23 protein-coding genes and 12 pseudogenes are annotated in these 21896 nt (G+C 46.3%); 25 read left to right on the top strand and 10 right to left on the bottom strand.

Features of this window, described 5'->3' with window-relative positions:
• Positions 1–120 precede the first annotated feature (120 nt).
• The 10 genes and pseudogenes from QUE34_RS27115 (at position 121) to QUE34_RS27075 (ending at position 5111) form a co-directional block, all read left to right on the top strand.
• On the top strand, positions 121–333 hold the full coding sequence (locus tag QUE34_RS27115) for a hypothetical protein (protein ID WP_286338986.1): 213 nt from the start codon (positions 121–123) through the stop codon (positions 331–333).
• Between the two features lie 327 nt (positions 334–660).
• Entirely contained in the window at positions 661–870 is a 210-nt protein-coding gene (gene hha / locus QUE34_RS27110; protein ID WP_001355319.1) for a hemolysin expression modulator Hha, read from the top strand.
• A gap of 37 nt (positions 871–907) precedes the next feature.
• On the top strand, positions 908–1498 hold the full coding sequence (locus QUE34_RS27105) for a DUF2726 domain-containing protein (protein WP_000766788.1): 591 nt from the start codon (positions 908–910) through the stop codon (positions 1496–1498).
• A 154-nt stretch (positions 1499–1652) separates the two neighbouring features.
• Complete coding sequence (locus tag QUE34_RS27100) at positions 1653–2117, top strand: hypothetical protein (RefSeq protein WP_000455478.1); 465 nt, start codon at positions 1653–1655, stop codon at positions 2115–2117.
• Positions 2118–2372: 255 nt separating this feature from the next.
• Positions 2373–2522 (top strand): Hok/Gef family protein, encoded by a 150-nt coding sequence (locus QUE34_RS27095; RefSeq protein ID WP_001312851.1) that lies wholly within the window; start codon positions 2373–2375, stop codon positions 2520–2522.
• Between the two features lie 283 nt (positions 2523–2805).
• Positions 2806–3054, top strand: a complete 249-nt coding sequence (locus QUE34_RS27090) for a replication regulatory protein RepA (protein ID WP_000083838.1) — start codon at positions 2806–2808, stop codon at positions 3052–3054.
• Between the two features lie 243 nt (positions 3055–3297).
• The gene (tap, locus tag QUE34_RS27085; RefSeq protein WP_001364037.1) at positions 3298–3372 is read left to right on the top strand and encodes a RepA leader peptide Tap; all 75 of its coding nucleotides are present in this window, start codon (positions 3298–3300) and stop codon (positions 3370–3372) included.
• On the top strand, positions 3365–4222 hold the full coding sequence (repA, locus tag QUE34_RS27080; protein ID WP_000829162.1) for an incFII family plasmid replication initiator RepA: 858 nt from the start codon (positions 3365–3367) through the stop codon (positions 4220–4222). Before tap ends, repA begins: the two co-directional genes overlap by 8 nt.
• A 363-nt stretch (positions 4223–4585) precedes the next feature.
• Positions 4586–4928, top strand: a pseudogene (locus tag QUE34_RS28760) (replication-associated protein RepA4).
• Positions 4925–5111, top strand: a pseudogene (locus tag QUE34_RS27075) (hypothetical protein). Before QUE34_RS28760 ends, QUE34_RS27075 begins: the two co-directional pseudogenes overlap by 4 nt.
• Positions 5112–5244: 133 nt before the next feature.
• On the opposite strand, the pseudogene QUE34_RS27070 reads toward QUE34_RS27075, so the two are convergent.
• The 3 genes and pseudogenes from QUE34_RS27070 to QUE34_RS27060 all read right to left on the bottom strand — a co-directional run.
• A pseudogene (locus tag QUE34_RS27070) lies at positions 5245–5562 on the bottom strand (helix-turn-helix domain-containing protein); the annotation flags it as partial.
• Between the two features lie 446 nt (positions 5563–6008).
• Entirely contained in the window at positions 6009–6260 is a 252-nt protein-coding gene (locus tag QUE34_RS27065; RefSeq protein WP_135276003.1) for a hypothetical protein, read from the bottom strand.
• Positions 6261–6375: 115 nt separating this feature from the next.
• A pseudogene (locus tag QUE34_RS27060) lies at positions 6376–6801 on the bottom strand (transposase); the annotation flags it as partial.
• A 102-nt stretch (positions 6802–6903) separates the two neighbouring features.
• Here QUE34_RS27060 and istA point away from each other — a divergent pair.
• The 3 genes and pseudogenes from istA to QUE34_RS27045 form a co-directional block, all read left to right on the top strand.
• The gene (gene istA, locus QUE34_RS27055) at positions 6904–8076 is read left to right on the top strand and encodes an IS21 family transposase (protein WP_000952361.1); all 1173 of its coding nucleotides are present in this window, start codon (positions 6904–6906) and stop codon (positions 8074–8076) included.
• Positions 8076–8681, top strand: a pseudogene (gene istB, locus QUE34_RS27050) (IS21-like element IS21 family helper ATPase IstB); the annotation flags it as partial. The gene istA and the pseudogene istB, both read left to right, overlap by 1 nt.
• Positions 8670–9251 (top strand): annotated as a pseudogene (locus QUE34_RS27045) (transposase); the annotation flags it as partial. The pseudogenes istB and QUE34_RS27045, both read left to right, overlap by 12 nt.
• On the opposite strand, the pseudogene QUE34_RS27040 reads toward QUE34_RS27045, so the two are convergent.
• The 3 genes and pseudogenes from QUE34_RS27040 to QUE34_RS27030 form a co-directional block, all read right to left on the bottom strand.
• A pseudogene (locus tag QUE34_RS27040) lies at positions 9219–9350 on the bottom strand (IS91 family transposase); the annotation flags it as partial. The pseudogenes QUE34_RS27045 and QUE34_RS27040 sit on opposite strands and share 33 nt — an antisense overlap.
• Positions 9350–9715 (bottom strand): hypothetical protein, encoded by a 366-nt coding sequence (locus tag QUE34_RS27035; protein ID WP_000124080.1) that lies wholly within the window; start codon positions 9713–9715, stop codon positions 9350–9352. The pseudogene QUE34_RS27040 and the gene QUE34_RS27035, both read right to left, overlap by 1 nt.
• A 69-nt stretch (positions 9716–9784) precedes the next feature.
• A complete protein-coding gene (locus QUE34_RS27030) occupies positions 9785–10303 on the bottom strand; it encodes a hypothetical protein (RefSeq protein WP_024262281.1) in 519 nt (172 codons plus the stop codon).
• A gap of 387 nt (positions 10304–10690) precedes the next feature.
• Between QUE34_RS27030 and QUE34_RS28755 the strand changes: the two are divergent.
• The 9 genes and pseudogenes from QUE34_RS28755 to QUE34_RS27000 all read left to right on the top strand — a co-directional run.
• Positions 10691–10876: pseudogene (locus QUE34_RS28755) on the top strand (hypothetical protein); the annotation flags it as partial.
• Between the two features lie 55 nt (positions 10877–10931).
• Entirely contained in the window at positions 10932–11408 is a 477-nt protein-coding gene (locus QUE34_RS28495) for a putative adhesin (RefSeq protein ID WP_349815476.1), read from the top strand.
• A gap of 95 nt (positions 11409–11503) precedes the next feature.
• Positions 11504–11731 (top strand): hypothetical protein, encoded by a 228-nt coding sequence (locus tag QUE34_RS27025; RefSeq protein ID WP_000819260.1) that lies wholly within the window; start codon positions 11504–11506, stop codon positions 11729–11731.
• Positions 11732–13669: 1938 nt separating this feature from the next.
• Positions 13670–13765, top strand: a pseudogene (locus QUE34_RS28750) (replication-associated protein RepA4); the annotation flags it as partial.
• 43 nt (positions 13766–13808) lie between these two features.
• Positions 13809–13940, top strand: coding sequence for a hypothetical protein (locus QUE34_RS27020; RefSeq protein ID WP_263811068.1), 132 nt, complete (start codon positions 13809–13811; stop codon positions 13938–13940).
• A 35-nt stretch (positions 13941–13975) separates the two neighbouring features.
• Positions 13976–14113: pseudogene (locus QUE34_RS27015) on the top strand (helix-turn-helix domain-containing protein); the annotation flags it as partial.
• A gap of 19 nt (positions 14114–14132) precedes the next feature.
• On the top strand, positions 14133–14396 hold the full coding sequence (locus QUE34_RS27010; protein WP_001089472.1) for a hypothetical protein: 264 nt from the start codon (positions 14133–14135) through the stop codon (positions 14394–14396).
• A 22-nt stretch (positions 14397–14418) separates the two neighbouring features.
• On the top strand, positions 14419–14685 hold the full coding sequence (locus QUE34_RS27005; protein ID WP_071986334.1) for a type II toxin-antitoxin system RelE/ParE family toxin: 267 nt from the start codon (positions 14419–14421) through the stop codon (positions 14683–14685).
• A 209-nt stretch (positions 14686–14894) separates the two neighbouring features.
• Positions 14895–15140, top strand: a complete 246-nt coding sequence (locus QUE34_RS27000; protein ID WP_307722354.1) for a helix-turn-helix domain-containing protein — start codon at positions 14895–14897, stop codon at positions 15138–15140.
• Between the two features lie 211 nt (positions 15141–15351).
• Here the strand turns inward: QUE34_RS27000 and QUE34_RS26995 are convergent.
• A pseudogene (locus QUE34_RS26995) lies at positions 15352–16032 on the bottom strand (integrase core domain-containing protein); the annotation flags it as partial.
• Between the two features lie 86 nt (positions 16033–16118).
• Between QUE34_RS26995 and tnpA the strand changes: the two are divergent.
• Genes tnpA through tnpC form a run of 3 tightly spaced genes read left to right on the top strand, consistent with a single transcriptional unit; the run spans position 16119 to position 18508 of the window.
• Positions 16119–16538 (top strand): IS66-like element accessory protein TnpA, encoded by a 420-nt coding sequence (gene tnpA, locus QUE34_RS26990; protein ID WP_000422696.1) that lies wholly within the window; start codon positions 16119–16121, stop codon positions 16536–16538.
• Positions 16535–16885 (top strand): IS66 family insertion sequence element accessory protein TnpB, encoded by a 351-nt coding sequence (gene tnpB / locus QUE34_RS26985; RefSeq protein ID WP_000624677.1) that lies wholly within the window; start codon positions 16535–16537, stop codon positions 16883–16885. The genes tnpA and tnpB overlap by 4 nt, the downstream gene beginning before the upstream one ends.
• A 30-nt stretch (positions 16886–16915) precedes the next feature.
• Positions 16916–18508, top strand: coding sequence for an IS66 family transposase (gene tnpC / locus QUE34_RS26980; protein ID WP_000080223.1), 1593 nt, complete (start codon positions 16916–16918; stop codon positions 18506–18508).
• Positions 18509–18533: 25 nt separating this feature from the next.
• Here the strand turns inward: tnpC and QUE34_RS26975 are convergent.
• From QUE34_RS26975 to katP, 3 genes and pseudogenes are all read right to left on the bottom strand, one after another.
• A pseudogene (locus QUE34_RS26975) lies at positions 18534–18905 on the bottom strand (helix-turn-helix domain-containing protein); the annotation flags it as partial.
• Between the two features lie 104 nt (positions 18906–19009).
• On the bottom strand, positions 19010–19399 hold the full coding sequence (locus QUE34_RS26970; protein WP_001172749.1) for a cytochrome b562: 390 nt from the start codon (positions 19397–19399) through the stop codon (positions 19010–19012).
• 43 nt (positions 19400–19442) lie between these two features.
• Positions 19443–21653 (bottom strand): catalase/peroxidase KatP, encoded by a 2211-nt coding sequence (katP, locus tag QUE34_RS26965; RefSeq protein ID WP_000592772.1) that lies wholly within the window; start codon positions 21651–21653, stop codon positions 19443–19445.
• Between the last annotated feature and the right edge of the window lie 243 nt (positions 21654–21896).

The raw sequence follows: 21896 nt of genomic DNA, 5'->3' as shown, positions 1-21896 counted from the left end.
CAGAGAGAGGAAGCAGGGAAATAAGGCTTAAAAGGAAATAACTTCCGTACCCGAAAGGAACCCAGTCCACTGAATTATTTACCACAATAATACTGACGACTGAAAGGGAGGGACAGAAAAATGAATGGATTCAGAAACAGTTCACGGAACGCTCAGGTCTGGCGCTGGCAGCGTGCCGGAGGCCGGGCTGTTATTCTGGAAGTCAGGGGGCTCTGGATGGAAGCCGCTGAAGCATGGCGACGGGCTGCCGGTGTTGCGCCCCGGTCAGACTGGCAGCAGTTTGCCCGGAAAAGGGCTGAACACTGCCACCGGCGCTGCCGGGGAAGGGTGTAACGAAAAAAGCAGCCTTCATTACTCCAGGAGTCAGAAGGCTGAATAATGCATGAGATTTACTTTTTTAATCTCCGGTCGGGTAGTATGACCGGACAATTCTGAGTAGCACAGAGTTTTTTCCGTATTAAGTCGTGAGTTTATATTTTGTGATTTATTTCACAAAATAAGGCGTTATTCAATGTGTGCTGCAATATTCAGGATGTCTGAAATAAAGGAGCCATTTATTTGATATGGAAAAATGCTGATCCGGTTCCACCCTGGATATGGAGACACCGTAAATAAAGCGATGGAAATCTTATCATTCATCTGTTCTCAGCGGGAATCAAAATGGCGAAAACAAAACAGGAATGGCTGTATCAGTTACGGCGATGTTCATCAGTCAATACGCTGGAAAAAATTATTCATAAAAACAGAGACAGCTTATCGGGCAGTGAACGTGAATCATTTAATTCAGCAGCAGACCACCGGTTAGCGGAATTAATCACCGGAAAGTTATATGACGGGATACCAAAAGAGATATGGAAATATGTAAGGTAATAATTCAGCATAGTTAATCACCAGGAGCAGATAAACAATGAAACTGATTATTTTTATTCTCATTGTTCTGATTATTGCAGCGTTACTTATCCGGATTATCCTCAAAAGTGTAAATCAGCATTCTCCTTTGCTGATGGAATTGCATGCGGCAGGTATACGGACCGGTGATGCAGAGCGAATACTGGCCAGCGGTGAATACTGGCAACGTCAGAAGACGTTGCTGACAGAAAGGGAAGTCAGTTTTATGAAAGGACTGTTCAGAATTGTGGATATGAAGCGGTGGTATCTGTGTCCGCAGGTACGGGTCGCGGATATCGTCCAGCTGAACAGGAATATCCGGCCACAATCACGCCAGTGGTGGCAGTTATTCAGGATGGTGTCTCAGTGGTATGTTGATGTGGTTATCGTTGAACGGCGTTCGTTCAGTATTGTTGCAGCAGTAGAGCTGGATGATGCCAGCCATTTACGACCGGAACGCAGACACCGGGATATTCTTCTGGAAGAGGTTCTGAGGCAGGCTGGTATTCCGTTGCTCAGAAGCCACGATACCAGAAAACTGCTGCAGATGACCGTAGAATGGCTGAATACAACAGGGGCTGAGCAGCAGTCACAGGAATATCGTAGCTGACGCCTTCGCGTTGCTCAGTTGTCCAACCCCGGAAACGGGAAAAAGCAAGTTTTCCCCGCTCCCGGCGTTTCTGTAATAAAAAACGGGAAATGGTGGCCACAGAGTAAATTCCGGAACCACCTGTACCTAAACTTTATATAATAATGGTGAATATATGGAATATGATGATGTATCAGAATTAATGATTAAGTGTGAACACAATATTCTTATTGTGGGGAATTCTGCCTCTCACATTGATAAGTTTTTTAAGGGGGATTCTATACCTGGTTCTAAATATTATGATTTCACCCAGATTAACAGTGATTCAGATGTAGAGAAAAATGAGAATGTTGTCTCCTTTATCAGGGATGCAATGAATAGTGATGAGCTCACAATCATTTTTAATTGTGTTGGATGGCCTGATTTAGGTGGTGGATCAGCAGTATCACAGTTTGCAATGATGGCCAGAAAATTTGGTAAACAACTTATTGTCGCTGTAAGTGAAAAGGATGCCATCAACTTAAAAGACAACTTTGATATTATTGGGATGTTGTCATATGGTAAAGAAAATTTTATTGCCATGAGTCATACGAAAAGCGAGTTAATTGGAGGGAAACGTCGGTACCGGATTAAAAATTGATGTAAATAAAAAGCATACTTATTGGCTGGAGTGACGCCTTCGTGCTTCTGTAGTAAAAAGCGGGAAATGCAGGTAATAGTCAGCAACGGGGAATGTGGTATTATCGCGGCGGGTGTCTGAGCCTTTCTGGTTCAGGCAAGACGCAGGTACCAGAGATGCGAAGACCCCACTCGTTAATCCATTAACTCGTGAGGTCTGCATGAAGTACGTAGCACTACTGATTGTAGCCTCTTCTTTGCAGAGAGGTCAAAGTTTATGACGAAATATGCCCTTATCGGGTTGCTCGCTGTGTGCGCTACGGTGTTGTGTTTTTCACTGATATTCAGGGAACGGTTATGTGAACTGAATATTCACAGAGGAAATACAGTGGTGCAGGTAACTTTGGCCTACGAAGCACGGAAGTAAGCTGCCGGGCGGGGACGGAAGTCCCCGCTTTCCGGAAGTGTGAGGTACTTCAGGGGCAGACACCCGACATGCCAGAAACAGCCGGTCCCGCCCGGGGCCGGCATCCAGGTTAAGGCATTTCCAGCTTTTCAGTCATTTCATTATCAAAATCACATTAAACGGTCGTAATCAGACATGATTTGTGCGCCAACACAGATCATCGTCACAACTTTCAAGTCGCTGATTTCAAAAAACTGTAGTATCCTCTACGAAACGATCCCTGTTTGAGAATTGAGGAGGCGAGATGTCGCAGACAGAAAATGCAGTGACCTCCTCATCAGGTACAAAGCGAGCATACCGAAAAGGTAATCCTCTGACGCTTGCAGAACGTCAGCAGGCATCTCTGGCAAGAAAACGTGCCACACATAAAGAACTCAGAGTGTTCATTCCTGCTGCGTTAAAAGCGCAATTACAGGAGATGTGTGAAGCTGAAGGTGTTACTCAGGCTGAGATGATTGCTGAACTGATAAAGCAGAAGAGTGCTTTCAGCTAACTAAAATGTAGCGACATCACATTCTTGCCTGTTTCTGGTGTGCGTGATAGATTGCTGATCGTTTAAGGAATTTTGTGGCTGGCCACGCCATAAGGTGGCAGGGAACTGGTTCTGATGTGGATGTACAGGAGCCAGAAAAGTGAAAACCCCGATAATCTCCTTCAAGTTTGGCGACATGAAAGATTACCGGGGCCCCATAAAACCGCATAGCCAACAATCAAGCTATGTGGGGAGTATAGTTATATGCCCGGAAAAATTCAAGACCTCTTTCTGTGCTCACTCCTTCTGCGCATTGTAAGTGCTGGATGGTGTGGCTGAGCTTCAACAAACGTATTACCGCCAGGTAAAGAACCCGAATCCGGTGTTCACACCCCGTGAAGGAGCAGGAACGCTGCCGTTCTGCGAAAAACTGATGGAAAAGGCGGTGGGCTTCACCTCCCGTTTTGATTTCGCCATTCATGTGGCACATGCCCGCTCCCGGGGCCTGCGTCGACGCATGCCACCGGTACTGCGTCGCCGGGCTATTGATGCGTTGCTGCAGGGGCTGTGTTTCCACTATGACCCGCTGGCCAACCGCGTCCAGTGCTCCATCACCACGCTGGCCATTGAGTGCGGACTGGCGACGGAGTCTGCTGCCGGAAAACTCTCCATCACCCGGGCCACACGGGCCCTGACGTTCCTTGCAGAGCTGGGACTGATTACCTACCAGACGGAATATGATCCGCTTATCGGGTGCTACATTCCGACCGATATCACGTTCACACCGGCGCTGTTTGCTGCCCTCGATGTATCAGAGGAGGCAGTGGCTTCTGCACGCCGCAGCCGCGTGGAATGGGAAAACAGACAGCGCAAAAAGCAGGGGCTGGATACCCTGGCTATGGATGAGCTGATAGCGAAAGCCTGGCGTTTTGTCCGTGAGCGTTTCCGCAGTTACCAGACAGAGCTTAAGTCCCGTGGAATAAAGCGTGCCCGTGCGCGTCGCGATGCGGACAGGCAGCGTCAGGATATCGTCACCCTGGTGAAACGGCAGCTGACGCGTGAAATCGCGGAAGGACGTTTCACTGGCAATCATGAGGCGGTAAAACGTGAAGTGGAGCGTCGTGTGAAAGAGCGCATGATTCTGTCACGTAACCGTAATTACAGCCGGCTGGCCACCGCTTCCCCCTGAAAGTAACCTGCACTGAATAATCCGGGCCCGCGCCGGAGGCATCTGCACGCCTGAAGCCTGTCCGCGAACAAAAAAGCAGCGCCATATACAAAAAACAACCTCATCATCCACCTTCTGGTGCATCCGTTTTCCCCTGTTTTTGATACAAAACACGCCTCACAGACGGGGAATTTTGCTTATCCACATTAAACTGCAAGGGGCTTCCCCATAAAGTTACAACCGTTCATGTCATAAAGCGCCAGCCGCCAGCGTTACAGGGTGCAATATATCTTTTAAACAACTGCTTATATCTCTTTTAAACCACTTAATTACATTCATTTAAAAAGAAAACCTATTCACTGCCTGTCCTTTGGACAGACATATATGCACCTCCCACCGCAAGCGGCGGGCCCCAACCAGAGCCACTTTAGTTACAACACTCAAATACAACCACCGGAAAAAACCCGATCCTACGCAGAACTGAAACCACAAAGCCCCTCCCTCATAACTGAAAAGCGGCCCCGCCCCGGCCCTTCGGGCCGGAACAGAGTCGCTTTTAATTATGAATGTTGTAACTAAAGTTTTCATCGCTGTCAGTCTTCTCGCTGGAGGTATTGAGTACACGCTCGTAAGCGGCCCTAACGGCCCGCTAACGCGGAGATACGCCCCGACTTCGGGTAAACCCTCGTCGGGACCACTCCGACCGCGCACAAAAACTCTGTCATAGCTGAAAGCGGGTATGGCTTAGCAGGGCTGGGGATAGGTAAGGTGAAATCTATCAATCAGTACCGGCTTACGCCGGGCTTCGGCGGTTTTACTCCAGTATCATATGAAAACAACAGAGTGCCGCCTTACATGCCGCTGGCGCGGCATCAAAACCCCTTTCTTCCCCAGTGATCTCTGTACTTAATGTGTATTTTCATTTATTGGTGAAATTTGATATTTGCGCAATTTTCCCGTTCTGGTGTATTTTATTCTTTCGGAGGCTATAATATGTTTAATGTGATTACTCACCCGACCGCACTGGATGAGCTGCTGGAATTTTGCCTTTCGAGATCCTCAATGCGTCGGTCTTTTGACAGCTCCAATGCTGATGCCGCTTTTTCTGGATCAACTGATATTGCAATGTTTCTTTTGGTGCCAATCTTGAGCGCGCGTAAATCAGCTTCTCCGCGCTCTTCATAAACCTTCAGCCACCTGGCTACAGAACCACTACCAGCAAGCATAAAGTGAGCAGCAGGCTGATTAAGGGACATGTGCTGCTCGATCACAGCTTTCACGACCTTAATACGCAACTCTGGATCAGCACTAACACCTTTAGGTTTGGGAATTAAACCTTTTTCTCCATGTTTTTCATAGAGGGGTCAGTTTGGATATCGAAAATTATTGTACGTTAAGGCTGTTTTTTAACCATGCCGAGATGATTGAACTAAATAGCCGCGTCTAATATGACAAGCCTGATGTAACGCCACATGGCTGCGGAAATGCCCTGGCGATCTTGCCTCACAAGGTCTGTCCAAAATTCGCGCAGCTATTTAGTGAATCAGTAGTCTTTTCAACCAAAAAGATGCTCACACCCAAAAGCAATTCCTTATTGGTCTTTATTTACAATTACTCAAATAACAGAATCACCAAACGGCAATTCATTATAGTTCAGACATTCAAATCGTTTAAGACTGGCAGTTCTTTTCCATTTTCTCTATCATATAAACGGTACATTCGCAATAAAATTGAATCCACTAGTTTTACTGGGGTTGGTAAATAAACATCCGCCACCCAATTGACTAGCGCACCACCACAATTAGGGTCAAAAACAAACACCCCCATTACCTTCAAATACAGCTAACCCCATATGATTTTGAGCATAATCCCAATTACTGGTGTTGAAGGCAGTCCCGGCATTTTTTCGGTTCTCGACAGATCCAACTGAAAGTTTTAAAAGCACCGCGCCGCGAATATATTTATCATTAATTTTATTGAAATTTTTAGTCTCATTACTCAGTTGCAAATTGATTATTCTTTGCCTGAATGCAGTAAAGCCAAGAAGAGTATGATTCATAAGAATATTCCTGGATGCTTTTATCATTTCAGAATATTCCTTTGCGCGATAAAATGATCTAGTTGCAGATAATATAAGATTTTGCTCATGATGCATCTCGGCAAGATCAGTAAGTAAATTCCTGTCTGCTGCTTCCCTCAACGGCCAGCTCATCCGGTATCAACAGTTCCGGATATTTCCGTGACAGTAACCGTGTTATCCGGTAACGCCACATGCTCATCACCTTACGGGCGTAAAAATGAAGGTTTTTCCAGGTGTGACCCGGCGTCACTCCTCCGACTGTGGTCGACAGGTGAATGTGCGGATGCCACTGCTGGTCACGCCCCCATGTGTGGATTACCGTGAATATCCCCGGCTCCACATCTGCCTGACGGCAGATTTCCTGTATCACATCCGCTGCAATGCGCAGTAACCATCGGTTGTGGAACACCAGGGACCAGTTCTGGCAGGGAAGTGTGAACACTATATGCTGCCACGGGCAGTCGGGGACCAGACTCAGCAGATACTGTATCCTCTGTGCGCCAGCCTTCACTCCGCAGTGCTGTCAGCGCCAGTGATATAAGACGGTAATTCACCATTTGGATTGTCCGCTCCACCCAACATGTTGTTTCCTTAAGGTTCTCACACCAGAAAGGACATCAACATGCTGAGCAGAGAGGACTTTTACATGATAAAGCAAATGCGCCAGCAGGGCGCGTACATTGTCGATATTGCGACTCAGATTGGTTGCTCTGAACGGACGGTCAGACGCTACCTCAAATACCCTGAACCGCCAGCCAGAAAGACCCGCCACAAAATGGTTAAGCTGAAACCGTTTATGGATTACATCGACATGCGCCTGGCAGAGAATGTCTGGAATAGCGAGGTTATCTTCGCGGAGATTAAGGCAATGGCCTATACGGGCGGACGTTCCATGCTGCGTTACTACATCCAGCCCAAACGTAAAATGCGTCCGTCAAAAAGAACAGTTCGCTTCGAAACTCAGCCTGGATACCAGCTCCAGCAAGACTGGGGCGACGTTGAGGTGGAGGTTGCCGGGCAACGGTGCAAAATTAACTTTGCGGTTAATATGCCGGGATTCTCCCGCCGCTTCCATGCCTTTGCCGCACTAAAACAGGATGCTGAGCATACCTACGAATCACTGGTTCGCGCCTTCCGCTACTTCGGTGGTTGTGTGAAAACGGTGCTGGTTGATAGCCAGAAGGCTGCGGTGCTGAAGAATAACAACGGGAAAGTCGTGTTCAACTCCGGATTCCTGTTGCTGGCCGACCACTATAACTTCCTGCCACGGGCATGCCGTCCATGCAGGGCCAGAACAAAAGGTAAGGTTGAGCGGATGGTGAAATACCTCAAGGAGAACTTCTTCATCCGGTACCGCAGGTTCGACAGCTTCACTCATGTTAATCAACAACTGGAGCAATGGATAGCCGATGTGGCTGACAAACGGGAACTTCGCCAGTTCAAAGAAACGCCGGAACAGCGCTTCGCGCTGGAGCAGGAACATCTGCAGCCGTTACCGGATACGGACTTCGATACCAGTTACTTCGATATCCGCCATGTGTCCTGGGACAGCTATATCGAGGTTGGTGGTAATCGTTACAGCGTTCCCGAAGCGCTGTGTGGTCAGCCGGTATCGATACGAATATCGCTGGATGACGAGTTACGGATCTACAGTAATGAGAAACTGGTGGCCTCACATCGCCTCTGTTCGGCATCGTCTGGCTGGCAGACAGTGCCGGAGCATCACTCCCCGCTCTGGCAGCAGGTCAGTCAGGTGGAACATCGACCACTGAGTGCCTGTGAGGAGCTGTTGTGATGCATGAACTGGAAGTCCTGCTGAGTCGCCTGAAAATGGAGCATCTGAGTTATCACGTTGAAAGCCTGCTGGAACAGGCAGCTAAAAAAGAGCTGAACTACCGGGAGTTCCTGTGCATGGCGCTACAGCAGGAATGGAACGGCAGGCATCAGCGCGGTATGGAGTCCAGGCTGAAGCAGGCTCGTCTGCCGTGGGTCAAAACGCTGGAGCAGTTCGACTTTACCTTCCAGCCGGGCATCGACCGTAAGGTTGTCCGGGAACTGGCTGGTCTGGCGTTCGTGGAGCGCAGCGAAAACGTGATCCTGCTGGGACCTCCTGGTGCCGGAAAAACGCATCTGGCCATAGCGCTTGGTGTGAAAGCGGTGGATGCGGGACATCGGGTACTGTTTATGCCACTGGACAGACTGATCGCGACACTGATGAAAGCGAAACAGGAAAACCGGCTGGAGCGTCAGCTACAGCAACTGAGTTATGCCCGGGTGTTGATCCTGGATGAAATAGGCTATCTGCCGATGAACAGGGAGGAAGCCAGCCTGTTCTTCCGGCTACTGAACCGTCGATATGAAAAAGCGAGCATCATACTGACGTCAAACAAAGGGGTTGCCGTTGAACATTATCTTAACCACGGCTGCTGCCTGGCGTTTACCAGCAGAACTCTGGGTTATCCCTGCACCGATGTGCTCGCTCGCTGGGTTAATGAACGTTACCCCGACAGACGACGTATATTTACCAGTAAGACCAATCCGGTTGCCCCCTTTGAACCAGAAGTCAAACGTCAGGCTGTCATGGCACTCTGTACACGACAAGGATCAGCCAGTGAAATCGCCAGGCGTATTGGTGTCAGTCGTGCGGTATTGTATAAATGGAAAGATGAAATTATCGGCAACAGTGCTTACCAGACTATGCGTAAACATAACGCCCCTTCCCTGGAGGCAGAACGCGATGCGTTGCGGGAGGAAGTCGCCCGACTGAATCAGGAAATACGCCGCCGGCAGATGGAGCTGGATATTCTGAAAAAAGCGGAGGAAATCATAAAAAAAGACCCGGGCATCAGTATCAGTCACCTGAACAACAGAGAAAAAACAAAGATTATTGATGCCCTGAGACAAACATATCCCCTGACAGAATTACTGCGTGTTCTGGGTCTTGCCCGTAGCAGTTATTTTTGTCACCGATTCAATGACTACCGGACGCACTGAACCTTCCGGCTGCTTCTCCAGCCAGTTAAGCCAGCGGTTTCCCTGCTGAAAAATATCCGCAAAACGGGGAAGCATCAGAAGGGCGGGTTTACACTATCCGGCCAGTGAACGGTGCCACATTCCGGGCAGAACATGCCGCCGGCGCTGATACCGGCAAGAATGGTCGCAAACTCCCGCTCCGTGCAACGGGCGATTTCCGGATACCCTTCGTCATCAACACGTACAAACCAGAAGACCAGCTTTTTGTTTCCCACATCCACAAAGAACGAAATATTCAGGTCTGCGCAGCACTTAACGGCATTGTCAAAATTATCAAAGTGCAGAACCTCAGCTTCTTCTTCATCAAAAAAGTTATCGTCGTGAAGCCTCACGACATAGCGGGGAAGTTTGCTTATTTGAGGTGCAGGTTTTCGTTTACGGGGTTTAGCTGAACGGGCCATGACAAGCTGCAGCCGTCAGGCTGCCTGCTCGACTTCAGTAACATCTGATTCAAATGAACAGCAACGAAATTATTTGCTTTTACTGTCTGTTCTTTTAATTAAAATACCATTTTTATAGGTGACAGAACAAAAATCCTTATCAAATTTATCCAGCGGTGGAGGACCATCAGGAAACAGTCTCTGTAGTAGTACAGTTGTCTGAACAGGCCCAAATTCGCCCAGACAATATCCTATTGCCTGAGGAGACATTTCGCTGAACACTTCATTAACATAACCTTTGATATACACCTCAGGAAGCAGTCGGGATAAACGGCAAACAAAGCTGCTGCCTCCACCATAAGCGGAAAAACATGAAACAAGTCTTATGCAATGTATTGTCTGTAAATCCACGACCGTCTTAAGCCAGTCATGCAGCATTCCGGGGCTATAAATAGCATCACCAACGTAAAGCCCACCCTGACCACTTTTATAGGGACTACCATGAACATCAATATTTAATCTGACATTACCTTTATGCATCTGCTTATATATTGTCAGAGGTGATTTTGTGTGAAAAATGAACTTTATATCAGACATTGGTTTTTTCATGACATTAATATCTCTTTATTTATAAAATATTTTAAACATTAATGGTCGTACAGCTTTGCAATATATCATAATCAACCATTACTGTAGTGCAAATTCACTCCGCCCACTGTTTCAGCTGGTATGCGAACGCTTTCGCTGTATCCGGAGTTCGCCCGGAAAATGAAATCTGTGGTTTCGTACAGATTTTGATGATAAGCCTGTAACCAGCATGCCCCTGACGTTGGGGGCTGACCGTCTTTATCCTTGTTCCACTGAATGAAGAAACGTTTTTCCGTTGGATATAATACAGTATCCTTGTGTTATTTTTGCTCAGGTTTATATTAATTTTATTACTGTATATTATTAATATCGGAAATGAATGGATTAGTATGAATGCAGATATTAGCAATAGTAAATAATGTAGCAGGAAACGATGCAAAAATTATATCCCCATGGCATTATGGGCATCATGGTGAAAATGCTATGTTTTATAAAACACTCTTTTTTGGGTACAGAGAGAGTATCTCCGGTGGATGGTGTTTTTTGCGTCAGACATATGATATCCGCAACATGGAAAACTCATGGTTCCGGTAATTATGTGGATGGCAGATGCTCTGTGAATGTTTTGAGAAGCGAAGAGTGCTCCTGAATGGATGAGATATTATATCTGAATGGAAAAAGGGTCAGGTTAAGAACATGTAACCATGTTTTTTCTGAACGTCTTGCTGTTATCAGTCATGGCCGATACACTCCACTTTTGCCCCATGTATCTGCATCTGTCAACCGGATGGACATATCCGTTCACTGGTATGTAAGGCATGGAGAGACGATTTCTAATCATAATGTCATAAAGATTTTTGAGCTTCTTCATCAGGGAAGACATCCCGAGTCTCAGAAAGATTACTCCGGGAGAATAATGGTGAAAAACTACTCATCACGTCCTGAGCCAGCTCTTGAACGATGCTGTACTCCACGCGCCGGAGGTAAATGTGATGTACTTAACCCTGTGGACCCTGTTACGACGCAGGATATCATTGAGGGTATAAATAATAATGTATTAAAATATAAAGAAGTTCATTTCCTTTCGTGCAGGGCGCTCCGCTTAACTCAGGGGGACATCATATAGCATTATTAATAAGAAAACATTTATTATCTGTGCAAAAAAAACATGGTAACATCCGTGGGCGGATGTTGTTCTGAATCATTCTCTGGTAGTTTGATATGAAACGTTTCTTCTTAAAAAACAAATATAAAGAAATTGATGATGAGTTTTCTGATGGAGAACTCATTTTTGGTATTGCCATTATAATAAAAGAAATACAGCTCCATCTGATTAAGGACAGAAACTGTCAGTATATTATTCAGGCAGATTTAACAAATGATGTGTGGAGTTACGCTGATACCCGATTTGCCGTAAAAAATACAAATGACAGGTCCGTGGGTTTTTAAATCACATATCAATGCACGACAGATATAATGTCTCTGCATTGTTTATTTCAAACACATTTAAAAACAGAGTTAATGTATTTAAAAAGACAAGCAAGTACGGGCTTGAATATCAGTTACTTATTTTGAAAAACAGAGTGCATTTTTTTTATTGATGGTCTTGATTTATCCTCTGTTGCCAGTAAAACCGATGGGCACGGAAGGAGTGTTACAGCAAGTGAGTTGCGATGGCTGTACAGACACCGTCACATGCCAGATGTACGAAAGAATCTTGTCTTCTGGAAGAACTACAAAAAACTATCTCAGGAGGATGTCTTTTCGTTGCCCCTGTGGCAGGCATATCGCTCGAAAAAAATTTATCAGTAGGGGTATCGACAGGGGGGAGAATAAACGGAAACCCGGAAAAGAAAATCATGAACGGCTCCTCAGTCGATGACGTTCAGTAGTGGTGAGTATCAAAAGAGAACGGGATAAAAACAATTCTGACATGGTTTACCAGATTTCATCTTTACCACGACAGATACAGGTTGTCAGCTTATCTTCAAAACCGGTGTTACTAAAACGGGAGTGACCATAGATTACGTGTTCCGGGTAAACTCCGGTTACCGTCCTGAATCACCAGCACTGACAATAGTGTGAGAACGAGTGTTTGTCACTATTATTTATGAGTCAGTAAGTCAGAAAAAAACATTGGTAGTGGCGACGTTAAGAAGAAATAACTTCGCAGATGCTTGTGTAACGTGAAAAATACTGCACGCAACGTATTAATCAGCCGTACTTCGCCTCAATGTTCAGGGTAAGATTTATGTTCTGTGCGACAGATATACAAATGAACTCAGCTTTAAGGTTTCAGCTCACAAATTTTAGGATTTAATATTGTATCTTGTTGAATAATGTTGTATTGAATGTATATAAATACTAAGGACTCATTATTCTGACTGAATCATTCCTTACCCCCTCTGTATGCTCTCAGAGGGCTTTTTTTATTTCCTGAATGAATATTACGGTACCACCATTTACATCATTACCCTGACATACAGTACCGGAATCGTATTAATATCATGTTACATGTTTGTTTTTTCATGTCCAGAATAATGGGGGGAAGCTTCTGTTGCGAAATAATATGCAAATCATGTCTTCTGGTGTTTGTTTTTTAACTTATTGTCTTACTGGTGCTTTGCTTATAGTGCCTGATAACTCTTCGGTTTGTTATAAGTATAAAAAAACCCTGGTAACACAGGGGTAAGAGAACAAATGAATGCTCAGTTTATGTTGCACTTTAAACTAATGGAACTATAGAGGAGGTTGTTACATTTCCACTTATAAATCACCCACTCCTTTTTTGCAATAGATTAATATTAAATGTAGAATTTTTGTGATATTGTTCGGGGTATTTTTAGTTATTTATTGACCATGGACTCTGCCATAGTTTCTGCGTATCAACTGATAAGAGATAAGCTTTTGTTTTGAGTTTTTATTAAAAATGCGATTTATTTCACAAAAAATAATCATATAAACATGAAGGAGTTAATGGATAAAAGCATATATCTTTAAAGTATTGTGCAGATGGTTATTCTTGTTTTTGTTTACTCGAATGGTTGTTTTGTCTGATGTGAGTTTGTTGATGCGTATTAATTATACGCCAGAAGCTTAAGTTAAGTATTGAAATCAGTGGGCTGTACGGTTAAATTTTTGTTTCAGCGTAGCTGATTTATCGTTATTCGAATATGACCAACGCACCTGTAATTGTTGTTTCTCTTGGAGCCCCCACTTTTTTGTGGGGATTTTTTTATTCCGTGTGTCGTTAAAGGGATACGCCCGGAATACGTAATTGTTCCACATAACCTGCCAGACCAGGATTAGAGAGGTAGTTGTTGTTGCCGCTGTGTCAACGCCACTGTCTTTGATAGTTGCCATTTTTATGCCCGCTAATGTCTGTCATACACGCTCGTAAGCGGCCCTGACGGCCCGCTTACGCGGAGATACGCTCCGACTGTGGGTAAACCCTTGTCGGGACCACTCCGACCGCGCACATAGGCTCTGTCATGGCTGAAAGTGGATATAGCTTTGCAGGATGGAGATGGGTAAGGTGAAATCTGTCAATCAGTACCGGCTTACGCCGGGCTTCGGTGGTTTTGTTTCTGTGCCACATGTAACCATAGTTGCCGCCTTCCATGCCGCTGACGCGGCATATGTTGGTGGCTGTGTCTGAAAGGTTATATACTCTGCATAAAACCTGACAACACGCAGATTACCAGGCGAATGGGCATTATTCCTCCTCTTATCGCCTGCCTGTGAAACAATATCACCGGGGCCAATATCGATACTCTGACTCGTTATACCTATGCGTGCGGCATCAAAAGAACTGCAATTGCCCTTTATTGAATGAAGGGAGGAGTCAACTGTGAATAGCACCACACATTACGAAAACGCCAATTTCCTGCGCGAGCTGGCCGAAAACCTGACTCGTATTTTGCCAGAAGGCAGCACAGACAAGTTTGCACTATTGCAACGCCTCGCTAATGAAGAACTGGCACGGGCGGAATACGACGAACAGGTACGAGCGAAAGTTGCCGCTGCTCGCGCCGATAAGCGGCCGGGAATGAGTTATGCGCAACTGCGCCAGCGACTACAGGGACGTTATCAGGAACTGCACAATGAGTTATGAAGTAGAATAGCGACCAGGTGCGATTGAGGATATAACGGTGTTGTTTGAATATCTGGTCGAGAATGCATCTCTTTGGGATGCAAGGAACGTGACTGAGAGTCTGATCACTGCAACCGAGCGCCTGGCCGATTACCCTCGCCTGTATGAAACTGATGAACGCTATGGCGAAGGGGGGCGTCGCATTAGCTTACTTGGGCAGCATGTACTTTATGAAGTGAATGATAAAGCCAGTCGTGTCAATATCCTGGCGGTTGTAGGCCAGCGTCAGAATCCCCGATTCATTCTTTGAGTGCTCGAGTAGGGAGCTGGTTACTGGGAATTATAAATGATGAAAAAATACAATTCTGAAAACACCGTAGAGCGCGGAAGTACACCCTATCGCGACAGGTAAGTACACTTCTTCGCAGATGTGATGCACTGGTGTGCCAACAGTGCCTGAGAAATGGTGGCAGGTCTCTCCATAACGAGGAAAAATATATGTAAAAGAAAATTTTTGAATTGCTTATCAACAGCATGGAAGAAATGGTAGCCAGTGAGAATGGTCAAATCCAGCCAGCTGCAAAAAATATTCACCGTCATACACTGCCGGATGTGAAGGCTATTAGTAAACATGTCGGAATGAAACAGGCTGAATTTGCAGAAGTGGTGGGAGTCAGCGTTGACCTGATCCGCAGCCGGGAACAGAAACGGAGTATCCCGTCGAGTATTGCGTTGAAAATGCTCTCCTATTTGGTTGCTTACTAATCGCTCTGAGAATTAACTATTTTAACTATGGTAGTGTTTAGACTAATAGAAAAGTAAATATCCAAAAACACATCAAAGAATAAAAAATATAGAAGTGTATCAATTATTATAAACGACATGCTAAAACAAACGCTCAGTTTTATGCTATTGATGTGTATTAGCTCAGACCTGATCTGACAGTTACCGGTTATTTATACAGGTATCTGTCAGATTACATCTGGCTTAAATTTTTCCCGGCCCAGATGCGCTTTCCATCAAGTAACGTTTCCATTGGCGTCCGCCCATTGCACATTTTTCCCTGATGGGTTCGCTCATTATTATAGTGAGCCAGCCATTCATCAAGATCCGACAGTAATGTATCAAGATCGCCGTACAGTTTTTTACGGAACGTTACCTGATAAAATTCGTTCAGGATTGTTTTATGGAACCGCTCGCAGATGCCGTTGGTCTGCGGGGACATCGCCTTCGTTTTCGTGTGTTCTATGTCGTTTATTGCCAGATAAAGCTGATAATCATGCTGCTCTACTTTGCCACAGTACTCCGTGCCTCTGTCGGTCAGTATTCTCAGCATCGGCAGGCCCTGAGACGCATAAAACGGCAGTACACGATCATTCAGTAAGTCAGCCGCGGTAATCGGTGTTTTGGTGACGTAAAGTTTACAGTGAGCCACTTTCGAGTACGTATCAACGAACGTCTGCTGATTAATACGCCCGACACCTTTCAGGTTGCCTACATAGAACGTGTCCTGCGAACCCAGATATCCCGGATGAGCAGTTTCGATTTCGCCACAGGCCTCGTCATCACTGGCTTTACGCTCCAGTGCTGCGATCTGGCTGTCAGTTAGCTCAATACCATCACGGGCTACTTTTTCTTCCAGCGCTTTCAGACGTTTTGTAAGCGTAAACCGACCGCCGTATGTAGCCATTAGACAAGAATTGGTAACTTAGACGCCCATCTGACACAGACGGACATCTAAGTATGGAATTACAGGACTGGCGAAAAGAACCTCGTAAAAAGTATTCGAATGAATTCAAACTTCGTATGGTTGAACTGGCATCACAACCCGGTGCTTGTGTGGCTCAGATTGCACGAGAAAATGGCGTCAATGATAATGTTATTTTCAAATGGCTCAGACTCTGGCAAAACGAAGGGCGTATATCACGGCGTCTTCCGGTGACAACCACTTCTGATGCAGGCCTTGAATTATTACCTGTAGAGATAACCTCTGATGAGCCGAAAGAACCGATGGCTGCTCTTACTCCGCCCTTATCCACTCAGACTACTGTCAGTGCCAGCTCCTGCAAGGTGGAGTTCCGTCACGGTAACATGACGCTGGAAAATCCTTCACCAGAGCTGCTCACTGTATTGATTCGTGAACTGACCGGGAGGGGAAGATGATCTCACTCCCATCCGGTACCCGTATCTGGCTCGTTGCCGGGATAACCGATATGCGTAAGTCTTTCAACGGGCTGGGTGAACAGGTACAGCATGTGTTAAATGTTAATCCCTTCTCCGGTCACCTGTTTATCTTCCGTGGCCGACGGGGTGACACCGTTAAAATTCTTTGGGCTGATGCTGATGGTCTGTGCCTGTTCACCAAACGCCTGGAGGAAGGCCAGTTTATCTGGCCTGCGGTGCGTGACGGTAAGGTATCCATTACCCGCTCGCAACTGGCAATGCTCCTCGATAAGCTGGACTGGCGTCAGCCAAAAACATCCCGCCTTAACGCCCTGACAATGTTGTAAAAAACGCCTGGCCGCATTATAAAAACGGCCATGAGTCAGAAATACCTCATTCGCATTGCAGAACTGGAAAGCCAGCTCCGTCAGAAAGACCAGCAACTGAGTCTGGTTGAAGAGACGGAGGCCTTCCTGCGCTCTGCACTGGCACGTGCCGAAGAAAAGATCGAAGAAGATGAACGGGAAATAGAACATCTGCGGGCTCAGATAGAAAAACTGCGCCGGATGCTGTTCGGTACCCGTTCTGAAAAACTGCGTCGTGAAGTTGAACAGGCTGAGGCCCTGCTGAAACAACGCGAACAGGACAGCGATCGTTACAGTGGGCGGGAAGACGATCCACAGGTTCCCCGCCAGTTGCGACAGTCGCGCCATCGTCGTCCGTTACCGGCACACCTTCCCCGTGAAATACACCGTCTGGAGTCTGAAGAAAGTTGTTGCCCGGAATGTGGCGGCGAGCTGGATTATCTGGGGGAAGTCAGTACTGAGCAGCTGGAACTGGTGAGCAGCGCCCTGAAAGTGATCCGCACAGAACGGGTAAAAAAAGCCTGTACAAAATGTGACTGCATCATTGAAGCACCGGCGCCGTCCCGCCCGATAGAGCGTGGTATCGCGGGCCCCGGATTACTTGCCCGCGTGTTAACGGGAAAATACTGCGAACACCTGCCACTGTATCGTCAGAGTGAAATCTTTGCCCGACAGGGTGTCGAACTGAGCCGTGCATTACTCTCCAACTGGGTTGACGCGTGCTGCCAGTTAATGATGCCGCTGAATGATGCCCTGTACCGTTATGTGATGAATACCCGCAAGCTTCACACTGACGACACACCGGTAAAGGTACTGGCACCGGGCTTGAAAAAGACGAAAACAGGGCGCATCTGGACGTATGTCCGGGATGATCGCAATGCGGGTTCGTCATCTCCTCCGGCGGTCTGGTTCGCGTACTCACCGAACCGGCAGGGGAAACACCCGGAGCAACACCTCCGCCCCTTCCGGGGTATCCTGCAGGCGGATGCGTTCACAGGTTATGACAGGCTGTTCAGTGCAGAACGTGAAGGTGGTGCGCTGACAGAAGTTGCGTGCTGGGCCCATGCCCGGAGAAAAATCCACGATGTATACATCAGCAGCAAAAGTGCGACGGCAGAAGAAGCCCTGAAGCGAATCAGTGAACTGTACGCCATCGAGGATGAAATACGGGGATTACCAGAGTCAGAGCGTCTTGCAGTCAGACAGCAGCGAAGCAAAGCGTTACTGACGTCGCTGCATGAATGGATGGTGGAGAAGAATGGCACGCTGTCGAAAAAATCCAGACTGGGCGAAGCGTTCAGCTATGTACTGAATCAGTGGGACGCCCTCTGTTATTACAGTGATGACGGACTGGCGGAGACGGACAATAACACAGCGGAAAGAGCGCTTCGTGCAGTCTGTCTTGGAAAGAAAAATTACGTGTTCTTCGGTAGCGATCACGGTGGCGAGCGTGGTGCACTGCTATACGGGCTGATCGGCACCTGCCGTCTGAACGGTATCGATCCGGAAGCGTATCTGCGCCATATTCTGAGCGTACTGCCGGAATGGCCCTCCAACCGTGTTGACGAACTCCTGCCATGGAACGTGGTTCTCACCAATAAATAAGCGTCAATACGGTGCTCCGTTGACGCTTACGACGTTTTTTGAAATTCTCAAGGTTATGGCGTAACCAGACAGAACGGACACCACTGCCGGAGATAAAAACGCCCTGTTTACGCAGCTCGTTGCTGGTCCGGTGCTGACCGTGTGCCGGGAAAGCGACGGCGTAATCAACAACAGCCTGTTCAGTTGCCTCATCGGTACGGTTCTTAAAGTTAGGAGCGCGGCGATTACGATGAAACAGCGCATCCACACCGCCTTCATCGGCCAGTTCGCGGTAACGATAAAACGTATCACGCGAAACGCCCATGATTTTACAGGCTTTTGATACGTTGCTGAGTTCTTCAGCCAGATTGAGCAAACCGGCTTTGTGTTTGATAACGGGATTGGTAGTATGAAGCATGAGAGTTACCTCGTGTTTTGTATAAGGATTCGACACCCATATCAAAACCGGTAACTCTCAACCTTTCAAGGCTCAGTGTCAGATCAAGTCGCGACTAATACAATTTATCTGAATTTATCATGCCCCTCAACTCTGATTTTATTCATCTTGTTTACCGAATCGGGTATATCTGATAACTGTCCCGATAAGATTTTTTGTTTCGCCAGCATAATCTCTTTTTCAAGCTTTTGAAGTTCTTTTATATAGTCATTCTTCCCTTCTTCATCAGCCGGTGAAATGCTCTCAGGAAGACGCTTCATTGACTCATCTACAGCATCATCCATTCTGTCAAGAGCTTCAAGAAGCTCCTTTTTATCCATTGATGACTGAAGTACACTCATATTCCTTGCAAGAACTTGCATGCTTTCATCAAGTTCTTCTGCCACTGTAATCCCCACACACACAAAATATAATGCCATACCACAGCTGATTATAACTTTATTGCTTTTCTGCATAATTTCTCCTTCATGAGGGAGGTGCCCTCCCTCATCAGTTTTATCATTTATTGTTTAAATCAAACCGATCGCTATTCATAACTTTATTCCACGATTTAACAAAATCATGAATAAACTTATTTCTCGCATCATCCGAGGCATATACTTCTGCCACCGCACGTAATTCAGGATTTGAACTGAATATTAAATCAACAGAGGATGCTTTCCATTTTAATGCTCCCGTTTTACGATCGAATCCATTGTATGTATCTTCTTTATCTGCTTTACTCCATCGTGTTGACATATCCAGCAGATTAACAAAAAACTTGTTATCCAGAACACCAGGGGTATCGGTAAATACTCCCAACGAAGAATTATTTGTATTAATATCCATTACCCGCAGACCACCCAGTAATGCCGTCATTTCAGGAACGGTGAGATCCAGCTGACTGGCTTTATCAATGAGGCTTTCAACCGGCGATATATGACTTCTGCTTTTTGAGTAATAATTTCTGAATCCATCTGCTGTCGGCTCCAGTACACTGAATGAGGCAACATCCGTCTGCTCCTGAGAGGCGTCAGTTCTTCCCGGAGTAAAGGGAATCTCAAGTTCCACCCCGGCTTTTCTGGCCGCATCTTCGATTGCAGCATTACCCGAAAGAACAATTAAATCAGCCAACGACACTTTCTTTCCGTCAGACTGTTTTTTGTTAAATTCACGCTGTAATGAGGTCAGGGATGCCAGTACTTTCTTCAGTTTTTCAGGCTCATTAACTTCCCAGTTAATTTCGGGCTGTAACCTGATGCGGGCACCATTATTTCCCCCACGATAATCAGTCACACGAAATGTGGAAGCTGAAGCCCAGGCTGTCTTTATCAGCTCAGATGCAGGGATACCCAAATCCATAACCTGCTCTTTCAGCGACTTAATGTCTTTACCATCAATCATTGTATAATCCGCCGCAGGAAGAGGATCCTGCCAGATAAATGATTCTGCAGGAACTTCATTACCAAGATATCGGGCTGCCGGTCCCATATCCCGGTGGGTCAGTTTAAACCATGCTCTTGCGAATGCCTGCTCAAAAGCTTTTGGATCATTCAGGAAACGGGTGGTTATTTTCTTATATTCAGGATCAACTTTAAGAGCAATATCCGTCGTAAACATCATCAACGGATGCAGGACAGACGGATCATGCGCGTCCTGAACTATATTTGACGCTTTTTTAGGCTTCCACTGATAAGCACCGGCAGGACTCTTGTGCAGCTCCCATTCATATTTATATAAATTCTTCAGATACTGCATTGTGAACTGGGTTGGCGATGTTGACCAGGCTCCTTCCAGGCCACTGGTGATGGTATATTTGCCGTTTCCTGTACCACATTTATTTTTCCATCCCAGTCCCTGCTCCTCCACAGGTGCACCATCAGGCCCTGCGCCAATACATTTTTCAGGAGACGCTGCACCATGTGCTTTACCAAATGTATGCCCTCCCGCGATCAGGGCCACAGTCTCCTCATCATCCATGGCCATACGTGAAAAAGCTTCCCTGATATCTTTCGCGGAAGCCAGAGGATCTGGTTTTCCACCGGGGCCTTCAGGATTGACATAAATAAGTCCCATCTGCGTGGCGGCAAGAGGTTTCTGAAGTTTCCCGTTTTTATCCCGGTTATCTGCAAGAGGCTTGTTGTCAGGCCCCCAGTATACCAGGTCCGACTCCCAGTCATCTTCTCTTCCGCCAGCAAATCCCAGCGTTTTAAATCCCATGGATTCAAGGGCAACATTACCAGTCAGGACCATCAGGTCTCCCCAGGAAATACTGGAGCCGTATTTTTTCTTGACTGGCCACAGCAATCGACGGGCTTTATCCAGATTAACGTTATCCGGCCAGCTGTTCAGCGGTTCAAAACGTTGCTGACCACCACTGGCGCCTCCCCGGCCATCATATGTCCTGTATGTTCCGGCACCGTGCCAAGCCATACGAATAAAGAAAGGACCATAATGACCATAATCCGCAGGCCACCAATCCTGGGAAGTTGTCAGCAAATCTTTGATATCTTTTTTCAGAGCCTCCATATCCAGCTGTTGAAATCTGGTGGCATAATCAAAATCAGCCCCCCAGGGATTTGATTCAGGGCTGTGTAATCTCAGAGGAGTTAAATCCAGTGTTTCTGGATAGTAGAAATTTTGAGTCTCTTTTTTATCAGCGGCTACAGCGGTAGAAAAACTCCCCGATAGCGCCAGAAGAATCAGAACAGGAAGAGTTTTTTTTATCATACGAATAGCTCCGGATTAAGGAAAATTCGCATGTTGTATACAAAAGTCAACTTTATTGATGCAACAGGATATACCTATTGCTGGGATAGATACTACAGACAAAAAATACTAAGGGGTTTCAAGCCGCAAGCGCAGAAATTTCCGGAATGTATAAATTTTGCGCTCGGCAACCTGTACGTAAGACTGCGCTCTGCGGACGGTAAAAAATTAAATTCACATTTCAGAGAAAATCACTGCTGACGT

The sequence above is a fragment of the Escherichia sp. KS167_9B genome (assembly GCF_030295215.1).
GTDB lineage: Bacteria > Pseudomonadota > Gammaproteobacteria > Enterobacterales > Enterobacteriaceae > Escherichia > Escherichia coli_F.
This window is presented reverse-complemented; position numbering and strand designations above follow the sequence as displayed.

Coding starts and splice junctions, on each gene's coding strand:
- QUE34_RS27095 (WP_001312851.1), top strand. CDS start 2,373: ATGACGAAATATGCCCTTATCGGGTTGCTCGCTGTGTGCGCTACGGTG.
- QUE34_RS28495 (WP_349815476.1), top strand. CDS start 10,932: ATGGATGAGATATTATATCTGAATGGAAAAAGGGTCAGGTTAAGAACA.
- QUE34_RS27025 (WP_000819260.1), top strand. CDS start 11,504: ATGAAACGTTTCTTCTTAAAAAACAAATATAAAGAAATTGATGATGAG.
- QUE34_RS27105 (WP_000766788.1), top strand. CDS start 908: ATGAAACTGATTATTTTTATTCTCATTGTTCTGATTATTGCAGCGTTA.
- QUE34_RS27065 (WP_135276003.1), bottom strand. CDS start 6,260: ATGAATCATACTCTTCTTGGCTTTACTGCATTCAGGCAAAGAATAATC.
- QUE34_RS27030 (WP_024262281.1), bottom strand. CDS start 10,303: ATGAAAAAACCAATGTCTGATATAAAGTTCATTTTTCACACAAAATCA.
- QUE34_RS27115 (WP_286338986.1), top strand. CDS start 121: ATGAATGGATTCAGAAACAGTTCACGGAACGCTCAGGTCTGGCGCTGG.
- QUE34_RS27020 (WP_263811068.1), top strand. CDS start 13,809: ATGGGTAAGGTGAAATCTGTCAATCAGTACCGGCTTACGCCGGGCTTC.
- tnpB (WP_000624677.1), top strand. CDS start 16,535: ATGATCTCACTCCCATCCGGTACCCGTATCTGGCTCGTTGCCGGGATA.
- hha (WP_001355319.1), top strand. CDS start 661: ATGGCGAAAACAAAACAGGAATGGCTGTATCAGTTACGGCGATGTTCA.
- tnpA (WP_000422696.1), top strand. CDS start 16,119: ATGGAATTACAGGACTGGCGAAAAGAACCTCGTAAAAAGTATTCGAAT.
- QUE34_RS27035 (WP_000124080.1), bottom strand. CDS start 9,715: ATGGCCCGTTCAGCTAAACCCCGTAAACGAAAACCTGCACCTCAAATA.
- QUE34_RS27100 (WP_000455478.1), top strand. CDS start 1,653: ATGGAATATGATGATGTATCAGAATTAATGATTAAGTGTGAACACAAT.
- tnpC (WP_000080223.1), top strand. CDS start 16,916: ATGAGTCAGAAATACCTCATTCGCATTGCAGAACTGGAAAGCCAGCTC.
- istA (WP_000952361.1), top strand. CDS start 6,904: ATGCTGAGCAGAGAGGACTTTTACATGATAAAGCAAATGCGCCAGCAG.
- katP (WP_000592772.1), bottom strand. CDS start 21,653: ATGATAAAAAAAACTCTTCCTGTTCTGATTCTTCTGGCGCTATCGGGG.
- QUE34_RS27090 (WP_000083838.1), top strand. CDS start 2,806: ATGTCGCAGACAGAAAATGCAGTGACCTCCTCATCAGGTACAAAGCGA.
- QUE34_RS26970 (WP_001172749.1), bottom strand. CDS start 19,399: ATGCAGAAAAGCAATAAAGTTATAATCAGCTGTGGTATGGCATTATAT.